The organism is Lysobacter firmicutimachus (assembly GCF_037027445.1).
Classification (GTDB): Bacteria; Pseudomonadota; Gammaproteobacteria; order Xanthomonadales; family Xanthomonadaceae; genus Lysobacter; species Lysobacter firmicutimachus.
The window spans coordinates 1995972-2012400 of sequence record NZ_JBANDL010000002.1 but is presented as its reverse complement, the minus strand read 5'-3'; the positions used below and the strand labels follow the sequence as shown (position 1 = coordinate 2012400).

At 69.2% G+C, this 16429-nt stretch carries 14 protein-coding genes; 7 read left to right on the top strand and 7 right to left on the bottom strand.

The annotated features are described in order from the left end of the window. Window positions 1-38: 38 nt before the first annotated feature. A complete protein-coding gene (locus V2J18_RS08840) occupies window positions 39-530 on the top strand; it encodes a fasciclin domain-containing protein (RefSeq protein ID WP_079248341.1) in 492 nt (163 codons plus the stop codon). A gap of 4 nt (window positions 531-534) precedes the next feature. Here the strand turns inward: V2J18_RS08840 and V2J18_RS08835 are convergent, their stop codons facing one another. From V2J18_RS08835 to V2J18_RS08825, 3 genes are all read right to left on the bottom strand, one after another. Beyond that, entirely contained in the window at window positions 535-777 is a 243-nt protein-coding gene (locus V2J18_RS08835; protein WP_141233589.1) for a hypothetical protein, read from the bottom strand. A gap of 362 nt (window positions 778-1139) precedes the next feature. Continuing rightward, complete coding sequence (locus tag V2J18_RS08830) at window positions 1140-1835, bottom strand: response regulator (protein ID WP_336131580.1); 696 nt, start codon at window positions 1833-1835, stop codon at window positions 1140-1142. A 280-nt stretch (window positions 1836-2115) separates the two neighbouring features. Next, window positions 2116-2577, bottom strand: coding sequence for a fasciclin domain-containing protein (locus V2J18_RS08825; RefSeq protein ID WP_064749653.1), 462 nt, complete (start codon window positions 2575-2577; stop codon window positions 2116-2118). 539 nt (window positions 2578-3116) lie between these two features. Between V2J18_RS08825 and V2J18_RS08820 the strand changes: the two genes are divergently transcribed. From V2J18_RS08820 to V2J18_RS08805, 4 genes are all read left to right on the top strand, one after another. Further along, entirely contained in the window at window positions 3117-3458 is a 342-nt protein-coding gene (locus V2J18_RS08820) for a hypothetical protein (protein WP_064749652.1), read from the top strand. Between the two features lie 64 nt (window positions 3459-3522). Beyond that, entirely contained in the window at window positions 3523-4008 is a 486-nt protein-coding gene (locus V2J18_RS08815) for a fasciclin domain-containing protein (protein WP_336131579.1), read from the top strand. Window positions 4009-4660: 652 nt separating this feature from the next. Then, window positions 4661-5230 carry a hypothetical protein gene (locus tag V2J18_RS08810; RefSeq protein WP_336131578.1) on the top strand — a complete coding sequence of 190 codons (570 nt, stop codon included), beginning with the start codon at window positions 4661-4663 and terminating at the stop codon, window positions 5228-5230. A gap of 92 nt (window positions 5231-5322) precedes the next feature. Then, window positions 5323-5700, top strand: a complete 378-nt coding sequence (locus V2J18_RS08805) for a hypothetical protein (protein WP_064749649.1) — start codon at window positions 5323-5325, stop codon at window positions 5698-5700. Window positions 5701-5739: 39 nt separating this feature from the next. On the opposite strand, the gene V2J18_RS08800 is transcribed toward V2J18_RS08805, so the two are convergent. Both V2J18_RS08800 and V2J18_RS08795 read right to left on the bottom strand, forming a co-directional pair. Next, the gene (locus V2J18_RS08800; RefSeq protein ID WP_336131577.1) at window positions 5740-6441 is read right to left on the bottom strand and encodes a polysaccharide deacetylase family protein; all 702 of its coding nucleotides are present in this window, start codon (window positions 6439-6441) and stop codon (window positions 5740-5742) included. 7 nt (window positions 6442-6448) lie between these two features. Continuing rightward, entirely contained in the window at window positions 6449-7639 is a 1191-nt protein-coding gene (locus tag V2J18_RS08795; protein WP_336131576.1) for a glycosyltransferase family 2 protein, read from the bottom strand. A 417-nt stretch (window positions 7640-8056) separates the two neighbouring features. Here V2J18_RS08795 and V2J18_RS08790 point away from each other — a divergent pair, with 417 nt between their 5' ends. Further along, on the top strand, window positions 8057-8743 hold the full coding sequence (locus V2J18_RS08790; RefSeq protein ID WP_064749646.1) for a hypothetical protein: 687 nt from the start codon (window positions 8057-8059) through the stop codon (window positions 8741-8743). Between the two features lie 25 nt (window positions 8744-8768). Further along, the gene (locus V2J18_RS08785) at window positions 8769-10067 is read left to right on the top strand and encodes an MFS transporter (RefSeq protein ID WP_064749645.1); all 1299 of its coding nucleotides are present in this window, start codon (window positions 8769-8771) and stop codon (window positions 10065-10067) included. 30 nt (window positions 10068-10097) lie between these two features. On the opposite strand, the gene V2J18_RS08780 is transcribed toward V2J18_RS08785, so the two are convergent. Both V2J18_RS08780 and V2J18_RS08775 read right to left on the bottom strand, forming a co-directional pair. Then, window positions 10098-12416, bottom strand: coding sequence for a hypothetical protein (locus V2J18_RS08780; protein WP_336131575.1), 2319 nt, complete (start codon window positions 12414-12416; stop codon window positions 10098-10100). A gap of 421 nt (window positions 12417-12837) precedes the next feature. Beyond that, complete coding sequence (locus V2J18_RS08775; protein WP_336131574.1) at window positions 12838-16278, bottom strand: GH92 family glycosyl hydrolase; 3441 nt, start codon at window positions 16276-16278, stop codon at window positions 12838-12840. Between the last annotated feature and the right edge of the window lie 151 nt (window positions 16279-16429).

Here is a 16429-nt window from a genome sequence, read left to right as displayed (position 1 = left end):
CAGCGCGCGCAGTCGCGCTGCCACACAAGGCCGACCCCATGAATTCCCACGCTCCGTCCGCCGGCACGATGCCGCGGATCACCGCCATTGCACGCCCCGAACCGGCCGCGAAGAAACTGCTCGACGTCGCGGCCGAACAGGGATCCTTCGCGATCTTCTGCGACGCGGCCGAGCGCGCCGGATTGCGCGATCTGCTCGATGGGCCGGGCCCGTTCACGGCTTTCCTGCCCACCGACGCCGCATTCGCCGAGCTTCCGCCGGGCTATCTCGAATCGCTGTTCCTGGCCGAGAACAAGCAGCGCCTGGTCGACCTGCTGTGCCACCACATCGTCCCGAAACGCAAGACCGTCGCCGAGTTCGAGCGTTGGGATTCGCTCAAGACCCTGCATGGGAACAGCCTGGCGATCCAGGCGATCGACAAGCAAGTGATGGTCGGCGCCGCCAAGGTCACCCTGCCCAACCTGTATGCGAGCAACGCCGCGATCCACGGCATCGATCGCGTCAACCTTTTCCCCGCCCCTGGCCGATAGTCGGCTAGGGCGCGGAAGGATCTTGCGACCAATAGACTCTGTTCACCCCATCGTCGACGTAGATGCCTTCGCTACGCCGCCTCAGCGCCCTGCCTTCGCGATTGCGGATCGAGATCGACAACTGCTCGGTTTTCTCGGTCCCATCGCCAAGCGAGGTTACGTCGCTGGAACGGATGCACAGCAGATCGCCGCATTGGCCACGGTCGTCGCAGGCGGTAATGAACCAGGCCATGTTTTGGGTCGCCACGGCGCGCCTCCATCGGCCGGACACGCGTCCGGCCCTGCGACCATCATCCTCCTAATCGGCCTCGGCTCCCCGCCTTCCGTCGGCCGGCCGACCCGGCCCCCGAATCCTCCATTCAGCCCTGCGCTCCAATCATGTCCGGCAACCGTCGGCATCGCCTTGGCATCGCGCGCGCTCGACCTGCGCCGACTCCCCCTCCCAGGCCGCCCCGGCGCATCGGCGCGGTGCCGCGCTCGATTCGGAGCGCCGCCGGTTGCTGCTGGATCACGCGATGCGCCATGCCGCCGTTGCGGTACAGGGGGCGGTCTGCATCGGGTCGCCGGTTACCGAAGCGCGGGCGCCGCGCGACGGCGCGCAGCCGGCGGTCACGGAGCCTGGGGGCCATCGCCGCCCTCAAGCGGGCCGTCTTCGAGCGCATAGCCGGCGCCGCGCACCATGCGCAGCGGCGAGGGATCGCCGAGCTTGCGCCGCAACGCGGCCATCACCGCTTCTTCGGCGTTCGAAGCCGGCTCGCGGTCCTCGCCCCAGCAGCCGGCGATCAGCTCGCTGCGCGACACCACCCGGCCGGCGCGTTCGGCCAGCCGCTGCAGCACCGCGAACTCCTTCGGCCGCAGCGGCAACAGCACCCCGCGCCGATGCACTTCGCGCCGGCCCAGGTCGATCTCCAGATCGCCGACCCGCAGCCGGGTGGGTCGGATGGAACCGCCGCGACGGGCGATCGCCGCGATCCGCGCCATCAGCTCGTCCATCGAAAACGGCTTGATCAGATAGTCGTCGGCGCCGCTGGCCAGGCCTTCGATGCGGTCGTCGACCTGATCGCAGGCGGTTAGGAACAACGCCGGCGCGCCCAGGCCCTCGCCGCGCCAGCGCCGCAGCAGGACCAGGGCGTCGCCGTCGGGCAGCAGCCGGTCCAGGATCAAGGCGTCGTAGACGTAGCTGCGAACGAAAGATTCGGCCATCGCGCCGTCCGGCGCTTCGTCGGCGGCGTGGCCGAGCGCGCGGATGCGCTTGGCCACCGCCTGCCGCAGGTCCGTTTGGTCTTCGACGACGAGGATGCGCATGGGCGAAGGCTACCGCATCGGCGCGGCACGGGAGGACCGGATCGCAGCTCCGCCGACGCACGCTGCGCCCGCGGCCTGCCCAACGCAGTACCGGCGCAGGGTCGGCACCCGGCATCCGGGCCGCTCTCGGCGCGCTGCCGCGAACCCTGGATCGATTCGCCTGTCGCAGCGCCCACGGCCCCGTCGCTTACCCGCCCGGCGGCGCCACAACGGAAAAGGCCGGCTTGCGCCGGCCTTTCCAACGATCTCGATGAAGGCTATCCCTGCCTCGCGGCGTGCGCTAGTTCTGCTTCGCCGCCGGCAGGTTGACTTTGTCGATTCCGTGCACGAACCCGTTGGCCGAGCTCAGGTCGGCCACGGTGATGCGCGCACCGTCGATGCTGACGGTCTCGCCCTCGCGCTTGATCGGCGCCGGCTGGCCGTTGACGGTCCTGGCCGCATCCCACTTGCCCACGTCGGCCACGCTGCGCCGGCCGTTGACGATGTGGTACTTGAGGATCGAGCTCAGTTGCTCCTGGTTTTCCGGCTTGAACAGATCGTCCAACTTGCCTGCCGGCAGGCTGTCGAAAGCCGCATCGGTCGGCGCGAAGACGGTGAACGGTCCCGGTCCGGCCAAGGTTTCCTTCAAGCCGGCTTGTTCCACGGCGCGGCCGAAAATGCCGAACGAACCGTTGGCGGCGACGGTGTCGAGCACGCTGAGGTTCGACGTCTCGGTTTGCTGGGTGTTCTGGGGAGTAGTCATGGAAGTGGCCTGCTGATGGATTCGCATCGGGCGAATCGAGGATGGCCGAAGCCGATGCCCCCGCGTATCGGGAGCGATGACTCAATGCGGAGAGTGAATGGACGTGCGGCGCGGCTTGAGCAGCCGTTGCGGCATTGCACCGCAACCCGGCCAACATGCGCCTTGCTCCGTTACTTCGCCGTGACGAGTTCGCCGTCGCGCCGAACCGCAGGAAGTCTGATAGGGTGTGTACCTGCAAGCATCGAAGCGTCTGCCGCCAGCCGCTCCTCAGCGTGCAGGCCGGAGAACGGCATGTACGCTCAAGCGCACCTCGAACTGCTCCGGGCCCACGCAGCGCGCAATCTCGTCCTGCAGGACCTGCGAGCGATCCAGGACGCAGAGAGCGAAGGCTGGCCCATTCTCGCTCCCGATCCCGCCCCGCTGAGGCCGGCCACACCGTGGCGGCACTACTTTACCGATCGCGACCGACGCGAACCGCTCCCTGACAAGGGCTCGCGCGGACTACGGCGACGGCTGGCCGCTGCCCGGGCGGGCGCCGAATGAACGCGATCACCTTGTCCGCGCTGATCCTGTTCGTTTCGGCGATCGCGATCGAATCCCTGCTTCGGGCCAGATTCTGGAAACTGCTTGGCACCTTGCATCCGAAGCAGCGCGATCACCTCCGCAGCCCTCGCCCATCGGAACGGAACGGGCCGCCCAATACGCCGCGCGGTGCGCGCAATCTCATGATCTATCTCAGGGACCGGAACTTCCGACTCAGCCAGGATCGCGGCGGCGCGCTGTATTGCAAGGACAATCGCGGGCAGATGCTCGCCTCGTACTGGGCGACCGCGATATCGGGCTGCATTCTGCTCCTGGCCATCAGCGTCTGGGGCTGGTGATTCGTTCCATCCATCGCACCATCGCAGCGCGCGCTTCAGTGCGCTGCCATCCAAGGACAACCACATGAACTCCTCCGCCCTGTCCGCGCGCGTCATGCCGCGGATCGTCTCCATCGCCCGCCCGGACAGCACCGCAAGAAAGCTGCTCGAAGTCGCCGCCGAGCACGGGTTCTCCGTGTTCTGCGACGCGGCCGAACGCGCCGGATTGCGCGAACTGCTGGACGGGCCCGGTCCGTTCACCGCCTTCATCCCCACCGATGCAGCGTTCGGCATGCTTCCGGATGGCTACCTCGAATCGCTGTTGCTCGCGCCGAACCAGCCGCGCCTGATCGACTTGCTGTGCCATCACCTGATCGCCAGGCGCAAGACCGTGGCCGAGTTCGAGCGCTGGAGTTCGCTGAAGACCTTGCACGGAAACAGCCTGGCGATCCAATCGGTCGACAGGCATGTGATGGTCGGCATCGCCAAGGTCGTCCAGCCCAACCTGCATGCGAGCAACGCCGCCATCCACGGCATCGACCGGGTCAACCGGTTTCCGGACGCGCGCTGAGCGCCCGCTACGCGGCAGCGCGGACGGAACCGTTCGCGTCCGTCGGTTGCTCGCCCGCAGGCGAGTTCGCGCCGCCCTGTTCTAGCCTTGCGGCACCCCGCTCACGTCAGGCAACCAAGGGGCGATGCGCTTGGGGCAGTCGACGCAGGTCTTCTCGCGCGTGCCCCTGCCACCGCTTGAGGCAGGGCCCAGATCAGCGCGCGCCTTTCGGAGTGCCGTAAAACTCGAAGCCGCGCCCAGGCGCGATAAAGGGTCGGTATCCGCGCGATAGCGCCAAGTCGCCGGCCCGCTGCGTCGCGCGCGAGCACCCGCTCCGGACAGGCCTCGCCGCAGGCGTCGCTGCGTGTGCAGGCGTCGAGCAAGACGGGCTCGGCCAGCGCCAAGGCGGTCGCAACGGCGCCGCGGGCGCAGCCGCGGACGCAATCCGCTCCGGCCTAGGCCGTCGTCGCTGGCGAGGCTTGGGCCGCATAAAACCGGCGCCGGGCGCACCGGGCCACCACACGACCGCCCGGCACGGCGCGGCCACGTCGCGCCACCGCCTCCGGACCGCCGGCGTCTCGTTGCGCAGCGCGCACGGTGGCGTAATCTAGGCCGCAGCCGCCTCACCCTCGAGGCGCCGGGAATCGTCGCCATGCCAAGGACTGCCGTCGTCTTGTCGTCGCTCGCCTGTTGGGCGGGCCTGTCGTTCGCCGCGCCTGCGGATACGACCGCGGCCCAACGCGCAGCGGACGCGGTCGCCGACAACCGCTACGGCGACGACATCCAAAGCGATTTCCGCGCCCGCCGGGTCCAGGTCGCCGATCTCGACGGCGACGGCCGCGCCGAAATCCTGTTCCTGCTGACGGCCACCTGCGCCCAGGCCAATTTCGATTGCGAGAACTCGCTGACGGTGCTGGACGCACTGCGCCCGAACGATCCGCGCGCGCAGCCCTCGCGCCTCAGCGACGACGCCGAGAAAGCCCATCTGGCCCGGGTCCGCGCGCTCGGCTACGTCGAGAACGCCAGTGCGCAGATTCCCGGCGAGGTCGAATCGATCCGGGTGGCGGACCAGCGCATTTCGGTGGCATTCCTCGCTCGCGAGGCATCGCCGTTCTGTCAGGACGATGCCGGCGCCGGAAACGGCCACAGCGCCGCCTGCCCCGCGCCCGGCCGGCATACCTGGCACTACGCCTGGAAGCCGGGGGCCCTGACCCGACTGGCCCCAGCGCCCGGCCGGCGCTGAGTCGCGGCCTGTGTTTTGGCCTATGCCGCGCGCTGCCGTTACCTGACGCAACGTCGCGGACCAACGATCCCCAGCCAAAGGACCCGCAACACATGGGACGCTATCTGATCTTGTGGAACTGGATCGCCATCGCAGCGGTCATTCTCACCGCCTTCGGCGGCCGTCCCTCGCCGATCGGCACCCTGTTCGGGTTGGCGCCGTTCGTGGTCGCGCTGGCCTCGGCGGCATGGATCGAATCCTCGCTGTTCGCCCTGATCGTGCGCCTGGGCTCGGGCCTGTTCGCCCTGTTGATGGGCGCCATGCTGCTCAGCTTCGGCTTCTTCACTGCGTCGATGCTGTGGCTCGGAGCGCTGTTCGTCGCCCTGCCCCTGCTCAATGCGGTCTACCTCGAACCGCACCGCGAAGCGCCGCCACCGCGCCGCGCACCGCGGCCGGTACCGCCGCCGCAGCAGCAGCCGCCCGAAGCCTGAAGCGACAAAAGCCGACAGACTCGCGAAGGCATCGAAGCGTCAGCTTATCGCCGTCGTCCGGCCCGCGCCCGCCGCCGCCATCAGTTCCCCGGCCCTTACCAAGCCATAGCCCTGGTTCCGCAGCGCCGGCACCAGCCGACGCACGATCTCGACGATGCCGTGGCGCGCGCCGCCGCTTTCGTCGTCGCCGTCGTGCAGCAGCACGATCGCGCCGGGGTGGATACGCGCCAATACGGACTCGACCACGCAGGAGACATAGCCCGGCGCGTCCGGTTCCAACCAGTCGCGCGGGTCGACCGACCAGCCGACCACGACGTAGCCGGCCGCGGCCAGCGCGTCGAATTGCGCGGCATCGAGTTCGCCGTAGGCCGGGCGGAACAACGGCGCCGCCGCGACCGGCCGGTCGCGCGCGGCCGCCGCCAGCGCCTCGGCCGTCGGCTCTACTTCCTCGCGCATCCACTGCCCGGCCTCGATCCCGCGCGCATCGGCATGGCGCTCGGAGTGGTTGCCCAGTTCGTGCCCTTCATCGAGCAATCGCTGTACGAACGCTGGCTGCGCGCGCATCGCCGCGCCGACGCAGAAGAAGCTGGCGCGCACATCGAGTTCGCGCAAGGCATCGAGCAGGGCCGGCGTGGCGCGACCGGGTCCGTCGTCGAAGGTCAGCGCCAGTACGCGCCGGTCCGCGGCGCCGCGGCCGAGATAGGCCTGTGGCCGGGCCTGCAGGAATCCGTGCCAGTCCATGCGCCGCTCAGCGCGTCAGCCAGGTCTTGCGACCGCCGCGCAGTTCGTCGAGCAAGCCGATCAGGTTGGCCGGCAACAGCAGCACGTCGATGACGGTGTTGCACACCGAGACCAGGGCCAGGTCCAACGGTCTCAGGCCCAGCCGGGTGCGCGCCTGAATCATCGAGACGAAATTCAGCAGCGCCATCAGCGACCAGTTCAGTCCTGCGATCGCGAGCAGGCTGGGACTGCGATAGACCAACGCGCCGGCGATCAACAGCAGCAAGGTCGGCACCAGCGCCGATTGCGCCCACAGCAGCCACCACGGCAGCATGGTCATGGTCCGCGCCCAGGAGATGCGCCAGGCGACGCGGAACGACTCCAGCCGTCCGCGCGCCCAGCGCCGGCGTTGGCGGAACAGGCCCTGCAGCGTGGTCGGGCAGATCGTGTACGCGATCGCGTCGGGCGCGTAGGCGATCGAATAGCCGTGGGCGAAGGCGCGCCAGGTCCAGGAAATGTCCTCGACCAGCCAGTCGCCCCAGCCGCCGAGTTCGCGGATCACCGCGGTGCGGTGCAACGAGAACGCCCCGGCGACCACGTTGACCACACCGATCTTGCTCTGCACATAGCGGATCGCCGCGAGCGCCCCGACATGCTCGTAGAACTGCAGCCGGTGCAGCCAGGAGCGATGGCGCTCGTCGGGCACGATCAGCCCGCAGGCGGCGGCATGGCGCGGCGAGGCGTACAGGGCCTCGACCGCGCGCCGCAACGAGCACGGCAGGATCACCGTATCGCTGTCGATCACCGTGACCACGTCCGACTCCGGCGACAGCTGCGGCAAGGCCGCATCCAGGGCCAGGCCCTTGGCGCCGCCGTTGCGCGCCAACGACACCAGGCGATAGCACTTTTCGCGCGGCGGCTGCAGCCACTGCGCCAGCGCCTGCGGCGTAGCGTTCGTGGACCCGTCGTCGACCAGCAGCACTTCGATCCGGCCGGGGTATTCGGCGTTCTCGATCGCCTCCAGCGTACGCAGGAACGACGCCGGCGGCTCGTTGTAGAACGGCACCAGGATCGAAACGAAGGGATAGTCGGCCAACGTCGGCGACGGCGGCCGCCGCAAGACGCGCCACACCGCCCAACCGGCGAGAAAGATCAGGCAACACAACAGGATCAAGGTCGAGAAACCGACCAGGCCGGTCAAGAAGAACTGGCTCAGCATGAGAACAACGCATCCGGCAACGCGCTCCGCGCACGCATTGCGCGCGGCGGACCGCAGGGTCTGTTGGGCAGACCGGACGCGTCGATACGACGCCCCGCATGACGAGGGCCGCACGTTCGGTGCTTGCATCGGCTACAACGGGGGAGGAACGGCGCAACGGGCGGAACCTGCAACAAAACCGTAACCTGGCTACGGTCGAAAACGCGATGCATGGCCGCGTTTTTCGCAAGCAAGAATGGAAGCAGGCGCGCTCGCTTTTCTGTGACGACGTTTAGCAGTTCCGCGAACGGCGCGCGCATTCTCTCGACACCGCGACAGCGCGCGTTGAAGAATCGATCCACTCCGCCGGCTGTGGGCGCCCGCATTCGCATCGCTCCGCATTACCCGGCTCCTCCATCGCTCGACTCGGCCCTTGCCATGAACGAACCCTCGCTCGCCTCCGCCGCCGCGTTCCGGCCGCGCTTCGACATCGGCGCGCAGCGCCTGGATTGCGGACGCGAACCGCACGCGGCCACCCACCGCGCCGCCGAAGAGCGCGCCACCTGGCCGCTGCTCGACTACTCGCAGTGCGAACCCACCGAAGACCAGCAAGCGATCAATCTCTGGCTGGAGCGGGCCGAACTGGACGGAGGCGAAGTGCTGCACATCGGCACCGGCAATTCCTCGGTCGCGCGCCTGCTCGCCGGCCGCGCGCGGGTGACCTCGGTGACCGTGGCGGAGGGCGAATGGGAGCACGGCCGCAGCCTCGGCATCGCCGACTACCAGGTCCATCTGCTCAACAAGCACGGCCTGGAGTTCGCCGAACGGTTCCGCGACCGCCGCTTCGACTGCGTTCTCGACAACAACCTGGCCAGCTTCGCCTGCTGCCAGCGCCATCTGGAGCGCTATTTCGAAACCCTGGCCGGGCTGCTGAGCGAGCGCGGCTTCGTGCTCACCCATTGGCTGGGCATGCAATGGACCCTCGACCTCGGCGTCGACGATGTCGAGCCGGTATGGCGCCTGGACGCCGGCAAGCTGCGCGCCATCGCCAGCGCCTATGGCCTGACGGTGGAGCGCGACGGCGAATTGTTCTTCCTGCGCCGCACCGGCGCGGCCGCGTCCTGAGCCGGCGCATAGCGACGCCGCACCGATGCCCCGGTTCGCGCTGCGCCGCCGCGCCGCCGACGCCGCGCGCCTATGGCGGCTGAGCCGGCGCGATCCGCGCCTGGGCTGGCTGTTGCTCGACAATCTCATCACCACCTTCGGCGCCAGTTTCACCCTGATCGCCCTGCCGTTTCTGGTCATGCGCCTGACCGGCCGCGCCTTCGACCTGGGCCTGACCGCGGCGATCGAAGCCTTGCCCAGCGCGCTGCTGCTCGGATTCGGCCGCGGCCTGCTCGATCGGCTCGATCCGCTGCGCGTGCTGTGGTGGTGCCGCGCCTGTTACGTGGCGCTCAATGCCGCATTGGCGATCCTGGCCGGCAGCGGCCGGATCACGATCGAAAGCGTATACGCGATCGCCCTGCTCGGCGGCCTGGTCTGGGCGCTGGCGTACCCGGCCGGTCGCGCCAGCTTCGGCCTGTACATCCGCAAACCCCTGCTCGCCGCCGGCAACGCGGTGTTCGCGGTCGCGTCCAGCCTGGCGATGACGCTGTTGCCGATGCTCGCGGGCAGTCTGATTCTGCGCAGCCACGACGCGCGCAGCCTGGCGTGGGCCTTCTGGATCGACGCCATTTGCGTGGCGGCCTCGTTGTGGCTGCTGGCGGCGGTGCGCCGGCGCGGGCCGGTACGCGGCGCAGGCGCCGGCCCGGACGCATCCAGCGGGGCGCAGGCGCTCCCGGCCGCGGCCGCCGTGCCGCGCAGTTACTACGCCTACTTGCTGATCAGCACCGTGCTCGCCTTCGGTCCGGTGCAGGTGCTATTGCCGCTGCTGCTGGTCGAACGCGGCGATGCGCGCTATTTCCTGATCTATCTGGCCCAGTTCGCCGGCATCGCCGTCGCCGCGCCGTTGGCGGCGCGCGCCACCGATCCCATGCGGGCGGTGCTGCGCAAAATCCTGCTGTGCTGGGCTGCGGCCGCCCTCGCCTATGCCCTGCTCGCCGCCAGCGCCGCGCTGCCGCCGACCCTGGCCGCGTTCTGCCTGCTCGCGGCGGCATCGAACTACTACGGCATCCAGTCGCTGTCGTGGCTGCAGCGCAATGCCGATGCGCAGCGCATGGGCCGCGAGATGACCTGGTTCTCCGCCGCGACCATGGGCGCGATGCCGCTGGCGACGCTGTTCGCCGGCCTGCTCGCCGACCGCCTGCGCCTGGCGCCGGCGGCCGCGGCCCTGGCCGCGGCGATCGCGCTGTGCCTGCTGGCCGGAGTCGTCCATCTGCAACGCGGCCTGCGCCGCGCGGAGTACGAAAACGCCCCGGGGGCGCAGGCCCCCGGGGCTCGCGTGCGATGACGGCCGTAGCGCCGGCCGCCGCCGCGGCGATCACTGCGTCTTGAAGCCGTACATGAAGGTCGCCGGCGCGCCGGTGGTGGCGCCGAAGGTGCCGGGGTTGGGATTGGTGTTGCCGGCGCCGCCGACGCCGTCCCAGTTGGTCTGGCCGAACGAATACAGCCCCGCACCGACGATGGACAGCGCGTTCAAGGCCGCGGTCTGGGTCGGCGCCGCACCGTAGAAGGTGACGAAGCTGCGCGAAGCGCCGACCGGCAGCACGCCGAAGCGGAAGTCCATGTGCGATCCCAGGTCGCCGGGGCCGAAGTCGGTCATCGGTCCCGACGTGCCGCTGTTGGCCGCCAACGGGTCCAGCGAATTGAAGCCGTTGTTGTTCCAGGCCAACAGGAACGGCGAAGCGCCGGCCATGGTGATGTACTCGGAGAACGTGTTCGGCGGGATGTCGTAGTCGATGCCGCGGGTGTAGCGCAGGTCGTTGACCGGCGTGCGGCCGATGTTGTCGATCTTGACGTCGACCCGGTACAGATAGCTGGTCGCGGCGATCGGCGTGTACTGGTGGGTGACGCGGAAGGTGTTGCCGACGTTGACCACCGACGTCGCCGTGCTCGGGGTGTAGGTGAAGCTCACCACCGACACGTTGCTGGTGCCGGCGCAACGCGAAGTGCGCCCGCTCACCGGCGCCGCCGGATCGGCGTTGGCCACGCCCCAGCCTTCGCACGGTGCGCCCGGCGCCGAAGCTTCGCCGTTGGTCGGCATGTAGCGCAGGCCGACCAGGCGGGTGCCGTAGCGGCCGCTGGACAGGTCGATGTTCGGGCACTCGATGTTGAGGTAGCCGGTGCTGGACACGCCGAGCTGGACGATGCCGTTGTTGATCAGTCCCGGGCAGCCTTCCGGCGGGTCCAGCGCGCAGGCATAGCCCCAATCGCTGGCCTGCAGCAGCGGGGTGTCGACGCGGCGGAACTCGGGAATCCGGATCGGATGCGGCAGAGGTTGCTTGTACGGCAGGTCGACCGGCACCGCGGCCGGCTCCCAGGGATCGGCGCAGCCGGTGTTCAAACCCGGGTCGACCTGGACGAAGTACACGTCCTGCGCATCGCCGACGCCCTGCCAGTCGCCGTAGGTGTCGCCGGCGAGGATGAAGCGGTCGCGCTTGCGGTCGATCGCGTACAGGCTTTCGCGGAACTTGTCGCCGAAGCGGCGCGGGCCCAGGCCGCCGTAACGCAGCAGGTCGCGGTGGTTGGCGGCGAGCAGGAAGCCCTGGGTGCCGGCGATGGTGCCGACCACCGCCAGCGCGCCGTCGCGGCCGTCGAGGGTGCGCGCCTCGACCACGTCGAAGGCGGTGAAACTGGCCTGGGCGCGGTCCTGCCAGACCGATTGCACTTTCGGCGCGCAGGTCAGACGCGAGTAGCGCGCCATATAGACCTGGGCGTTGCCGCCGCCGAGCGTGCTGGCGGCGCCGACCAGCACGGTCTCGCCCTGATAGTTCGGGCTCAACAGCGCGGCGAGTCCGTGGAAGTCGCGGTGGTCCTGACCGGTGGCGAGCACGCTGCTGCACACCGGCGCGCCGCCGCCGTCGGTACGGAACATCAGGCCGCCGCGCGCCGTGCCCGACCAAGCCGAACCGGCCACCACCAGATCGGTGTAGCCGCCGGTGCCGGCCAAGTTCTCGGTCACCGCACGGAAGCGCAGATTCGGCCAATCGCTGCCGCCGTCGTAGTCCTGATCCCAGATGACGTTGCCGGCCGGGTCCAGGCGCGCGATACGACCGAAGCTGCGGCCGTTGCGGTCGATCTCCTCGCCGACCACCACGATCTGGCCGTTGCCGGCGGTGCTCGACACGGTGGTGCCGCCTTCGATCAAGTCGTAGCCGGTGGCGCGGTGCGAGGGATCGAGATTGTCCAGCAGCGTGGTCCAGCGCGGATACCCCTTGCAGTCGATCTGCAACACATAGACGAAACTGCCGTCGCCGACGGTGACCGCACCGGTCACGGCGAAACCGCGTCCGCCGGTCAGTTCGATCACGCCGAACGCGTTCGACAGTTTGCTGCCGGCGATCGGATACGCCTGCTGCCAGGTATTCAGGCCGGGATTGTCGGTGACGCCGCTGTCGTTGGCTCGGGTGACCAGGACCTGTTCCTGGCCGTCGCTGGAGCGGCGCGTGCCGACGGTGACCGAGCCGCCGCCGGGACAGAAGTTGACTGTCTTGACGTCCTCGCCGCGGTCGCGCCAAGGTTGGTTGCCGTAATAGGTTTCGAAGTTCTGCGCCTGCGCCCAGGGCGCGGCCAGCATCAGGCCCGCGGCCAACACGGCGGCAAGCCGCCCTGCGCTGCGGTTACGTCGCATGCGTTCCATATGCGCCTCGCTGCGGATCGTCCGGTGGATGGGGACAGCTCCCCGACCCTAGCCCCGCAAGCGCCGCCTGCCGAGGAACAATCCGGGGCGATACCGGGACAAACCGGGAACGATTCGCACGAACGGACCGACGTCGCACTGCGACGGATCGGAGCGCGACGTTAAAGCCTGCAAGCCGTCACGGTCGCGACGAGAACCACGCTGGCGCCAGCGCCTCAGCGAAGCGCAACGGGCCATGCGTACGCGCACCGTGGCGCGTTGCGGGCTCGCCGGCACCGATGCCTTCGGCTGGCGTTAAAGCCTGTAACGCGTCACAGCCGCAGTCAACGACCGCTGAGCCGGGCGCGCGGACCGACGAGCGTCCGTCGCCGGCGACCGCGCATCCCGTTCGTCGTGCGCTCCTCTCCGACCGCTTCCGCCTTCACGGCGCTTCGCCGATCAACTCCACCTCGGCCAGTTCGATCGCGCCGCCCTCGCCGACCAGGCGCAGGCGGTAGCGGCTGTAGCTCGCCGGCTGCGCCAGCGCGAACGCACGCGTCTGCCGGCGCCAGGCGAAGGCCTGGCCGCTGCGCTCGTCGAGGGTGGTCCACTGCTCGCCGTCGTTGGAACCTTGCAAGGCCCAGGCCTGGGCATCGCCGCGCTTGGCCGAGGAAGTCAGCGTGTACAGATGCACCGTCGCCGGACGCTTGAAGGTCCAGGCGATCGACGGCATCGGCACGTTCAGACGCACGCCGGTGCCGGAGTCGTCGTCGAACAAGGCCGCCGCCTGCTTGGCCGCGATGCCGGCCACGGTCGCGTTGTCGCGCCGGCCCAGGTCGCGCCAGGGCGTCGGCTTCTCGCCGTCGGCGCTCAACGATTCCGGCAGCGCCTGCGGCGCGCTGGCCCAGTTCGACGGCGACGGGCCCATGCGGAAATCCAGCACCGCCCCTTGCGCCAGCAGTTCGTGCGGCAGCGTCAACCGGTCCCAGGGCTCGCCGTTGACCCGCAGCGACTGCACGTAACGGTTGCGCGCCCCGACTTTGGGCGCGTTGATGCGCAACTCGCGCCCGTTCTCCAGGCGGATGCTCATCCGCTCGAAGCGCGGCGCGCCGATCACGTACTCCGGCGAGCCCATCCGCAGCGGATAGAAACCGGCGGCGCTGAACAGCCACCACGCCGACATCTCGCCGTTGTCCTCGTCGCCCGGATAGCCCTGGCCGATCTCGCCGCCGACGTACAACCGGTCGAGAATGTCGCGCACTTTCTCCTGAGTCCGCCACGGCTGGCCGGCGGCGGCATACATGTAGGGAATGTGGTGCGAGGGCTGGTTGCTGTGGCCGTACTGGCCCATGCGTACGTCGCGCGCTTCCAGCATCTCGTGGATCACCTGGCCGTAGCTGCCGACCTCGAACAGGCCGGGCGTGGCGAAGAACAGGTCGAGCTTGTTGCCCAGCGCGACCCGGCCGCCGTACAGCGCCGCCAGGCCGGCGCCGTCCTGCGGCGCGTGGAAGGCCATGTTCCAGGCGTTGGTCTCGGTGTAGTCGCCGCCCCAGCGCAGCGGGTCGAACTCGCTGGCGGTGTAGCGCCAGCGGCCGTCGCGATGACGACCGACGAAGAAACCCAATTGCGGATGGAACAGGTTGACGTAGCCCAGCGCGCGATTGCGGTAATAGACCGCATCGTCGGCGTAGCCGGCGCGATAGGGATCGTCGGCCGCAGCCTCCTGCGCCAGCGCCGCGGCCAAACGCCCGATGGCGAAGTCGTTGATGTAACCGTCCATCGACCAGGACAGGCCCTCGCCGACGGTGGTGTCGGTGTAGCCGGTAAAGATCGCCCGCTCGATGCCCTTGCGCCCCGCGCCCGGAATCGGGCTGACGCTGGAAGCATTGCGGATCGCCGACTGATAGAACGAACGCACGTCGAAATTGCGCACGCCCTTGAGCCAGGCGTCGGCGAAGGCGACGTCGGAACTGGTGCCGACCATCAGGTCGGCATAACCCGGCGAAGACCAGCGCGCGATCCAGCCGCCGTCGCGGTACTGCTGGACGAAGCCGTCGATCATCTCGCCGGCCTGGGTCGGCGCCAGCAAGACATAGGCCGGCCAACTGGTGCGGTAGGTGTCCCAGAAGCCGTTGTTGACGAACACCTTGCCGTCGACCACGGTCGCGCCGGTGGCGGTATCGCCATCGGCGCCGGCAGGGGGCGCGAACGGGCTGGCGTAGCGGTACACCGGCTGTTCTGCGGTGCCGGTGTTCTCGTAGCCGCTGTTCGGATACAGGAACAGGCGGTACAGGTTCGAGTACAAGGTGGCGCGTTCGTGCTCGGGCGCGCCTTCGATGCGCACCGCGCCGAGCTTGGCGTCCCAGGCCGCGCGGGCGCGCTCGCGCACCGCGTCGAAGCCCTCGTCGGCGCCGATTTCCAGCGCCAGGTTGCGCTTGGCCTGTTCGACGCCGATGAGCGAGGTGGCGATGCGCATCGTCAATTGCCGCGACGGCTCGGCGCCGAGGTCGAAGCCGTACCAGGCCGACACGCGGTCGCGGCCCTTCTCGCGCGGCAGGCGCTCGCCGCCGCGCACCGGCCGGTCGAAACGCGCGTAGAAGTACAACCGGGTCGCGCCGGTCGACAGCGAACTGCGGCTGTCGCTCCAGCCGCTCAGGCTGCCGTCGTCGGGATTCAGCCGGATATCGCCGTGCTCGTCGCGATGATCGAACAGCAATTGCGCGTTCGCGTCCGGGAAAGTGAAGCGCAGCATCGCGGCATGATCGGTCGGGGTCAGCTCGGCGACCAGGCCGTTGTCGAAGCGCACCCGGTAGTAATCGGCGCGCGCGGTCTCCTGGTCGTGGCCGAAGCTCAGCGCGCGCTTGCCGCGGTCGAACTCGGGCCGGGCGGTACCGATCGCCGGCAGGACGTGGAAGGTCTGGCGGTCGCCCATCCACGGGCTGGGCTCGTGCGACAGTGCCAGCGCCTCCAGGCGCGGCCGGTTGTCGTCGCCGTTGCGCTCCTGGTACTGGTAGATCCAGTGCGAACCGGCGTTCGTCGTCGGGGTCCAGAAATTGAAACCGTGCGGCAACGCGACCGCCGGGAAGGTATTGCCGCGCGAGAAACGCGCATTGGAATTGCTGCCGCGACGGGTGTCGACGTAGTCGCTGGGCCGCGGCGCCGGGCCCTTCGCCGCCGGCATGCGCTCGATGCGCAGATCGTCCAGCCAGCCGCGAAACGGCGCAGCGTGGTCGGCATCGTGCACGACCAGGATGCGCCGCACGCGGCGTCCGGCCGCGACGTCGCCGATGCGGCTGGAGACGGCATTCCATTGGTCCGGATACAGCAGCCGCGCCAACCCCTGGCCGCGCGCGGTCAGCGGCTGGCCGTACCGGTCCAGCGGCGCGCGCTGCGACAGCCGGCTGCCGTCGTCGAATTCCAGATCGACCGCAACGAAGCCGGAAGTGTTGCGCAGGCCGTCGGCCGGCACCGTCGCGCGCCGTCCCGACACGCGCTCGTCCGACAAGGGAAATACGCGATAGGACAGCACGCTGTCCTTGCTCAGCGCCAGATCGACGTCGAACGCGTGCAGGCGTTGTTCGTGCCCGCCCTCGCCTTGATAGCGCAGCGAGCGCAATCCGGTGAAGCCGACGCCGGGCTTGGCGGTCAAGGCCGCGCCCGCGTCCGGGCCACCGTCCACATGCAGCGAGCCCGGCACGTCGGGAGCGGCTGCGGGTACCGCTTCGCCGGTTTCGAACGAGGTCGAGAAGCTGCGCGGCGCCGCCGCGAACGCCGGCCAGGCCAATGCGATCGCGACCGCGATCGAACAACGGCGTGCGATCCGACGGCTTGCGACATCCTGCGGCCGGCCGCGACCGCGGCGAGCGTTATGACCCAACGACATGCCCCGCTCCCATGCTTGCGCGGCGTCACGCTTCGCCCGTTGGCGAATATTCGATACGCCGTTTCACCCGATTTAAATCGATCTAAATCGAGACTGTCAAACCGCGCCGCAGCATTGCGAACGTATCCAGGCAATGCGCAAAAGCCAATCG

What these genes read in the sequence shown, in the direction of transcription:
- V2J18_RS08820 (WP_064749652.1), top strand. Translation starts at nt 3,117, where the DNA reads ATGAACGCGATCACCTTGTCCGCGCTGATCCTGTTCGTTTCGGCGATC.
- V2J18_RS08790 (WP_064749646.1), top strand. Translation starts at nt 8,057, where the DNA reads ATGAACGAACCCTCGCTCGCCTCCGCCGCCGCGTTCCGGCCGCGCTTC.
- V2J18_RS08805 (WP_064749649.1), top strand. Translation starts at nt 5,323, where the DNA reads ATGGGACGCTATCTGATCTTGTGGAACTGGATCGCCATCGCAGCGGTC.
- V2J18_RS08800 (WP_336131577.1), bottom strand. Translation starts at nt 6,441, where the DNA reads ATGGACTGGCACGGATTCCTGCAGGCCCGGCCACAGGCCTATCTCGGC.
- V2J18_RS08830 (WP_336131580.1), bottom strand. Translation starts at nt 1,835, where the DNA reads ATGCGCATCCTCGTCGTCGAAGACCAAACGGACCTGCGGCAGGCGGTG.
- V2J18_RS08780 (WP_336131575.1), bottom strand. Translation starts at nt 12,416, where the DNA reads ATGGAACGCATGCGACGTAACCGCAGCGCAGGGCGGCTTGCCGCCGTG.
- V2J18_RS08775 (WP_336131574.1), bottom strand. Translation starts at nt 16,278, where the DNA reads ATGTCGTTGGGTCATAACGCTCGCCGCGGTCGCGGCCGGCCGCAGGAT.
- V2J18_RS08785 (WP_064749645.1), top strand. Translation starts at nt 8,769, where the DNA reads ATGCCCCGGTTCGCGCTGCGCCGCCGCGCCGCCGACGCCGCGCGCCTA.
- V2J18_RS08815 (WP_336131579.1), top strand. Translation starts at nt 3,523, where the DNA reads ATGAACTCCTCCGCCCTGTCCGCGCGCGTCATGCCGCGGATCGTCTCC.
- V2J18_RS08795 (WP_336131576.1), bottom strand. Translation starts at nt 7,639, where the DNA reads ATGCTGAGCCAGTTCTTCTTGACCGGCCTGGTCGGTTTCTCGACCTTG.
- V2J18_RS08825 (WP_064749653.1), bottom strand. Translation starts at nt 2,577, where the DNA reads ATGACTACTCCCCAGAACACCCAGCAAACCGAGACGTCGAACCTCAGC.
- V2J18_RS08840 (WP_079248341.1), top strand. Translation starts at nt 39, where the DNA reads ATGAATTCCCACGCTCCGTCCGCCGGCACGATGCCGCGGATCACCGCC.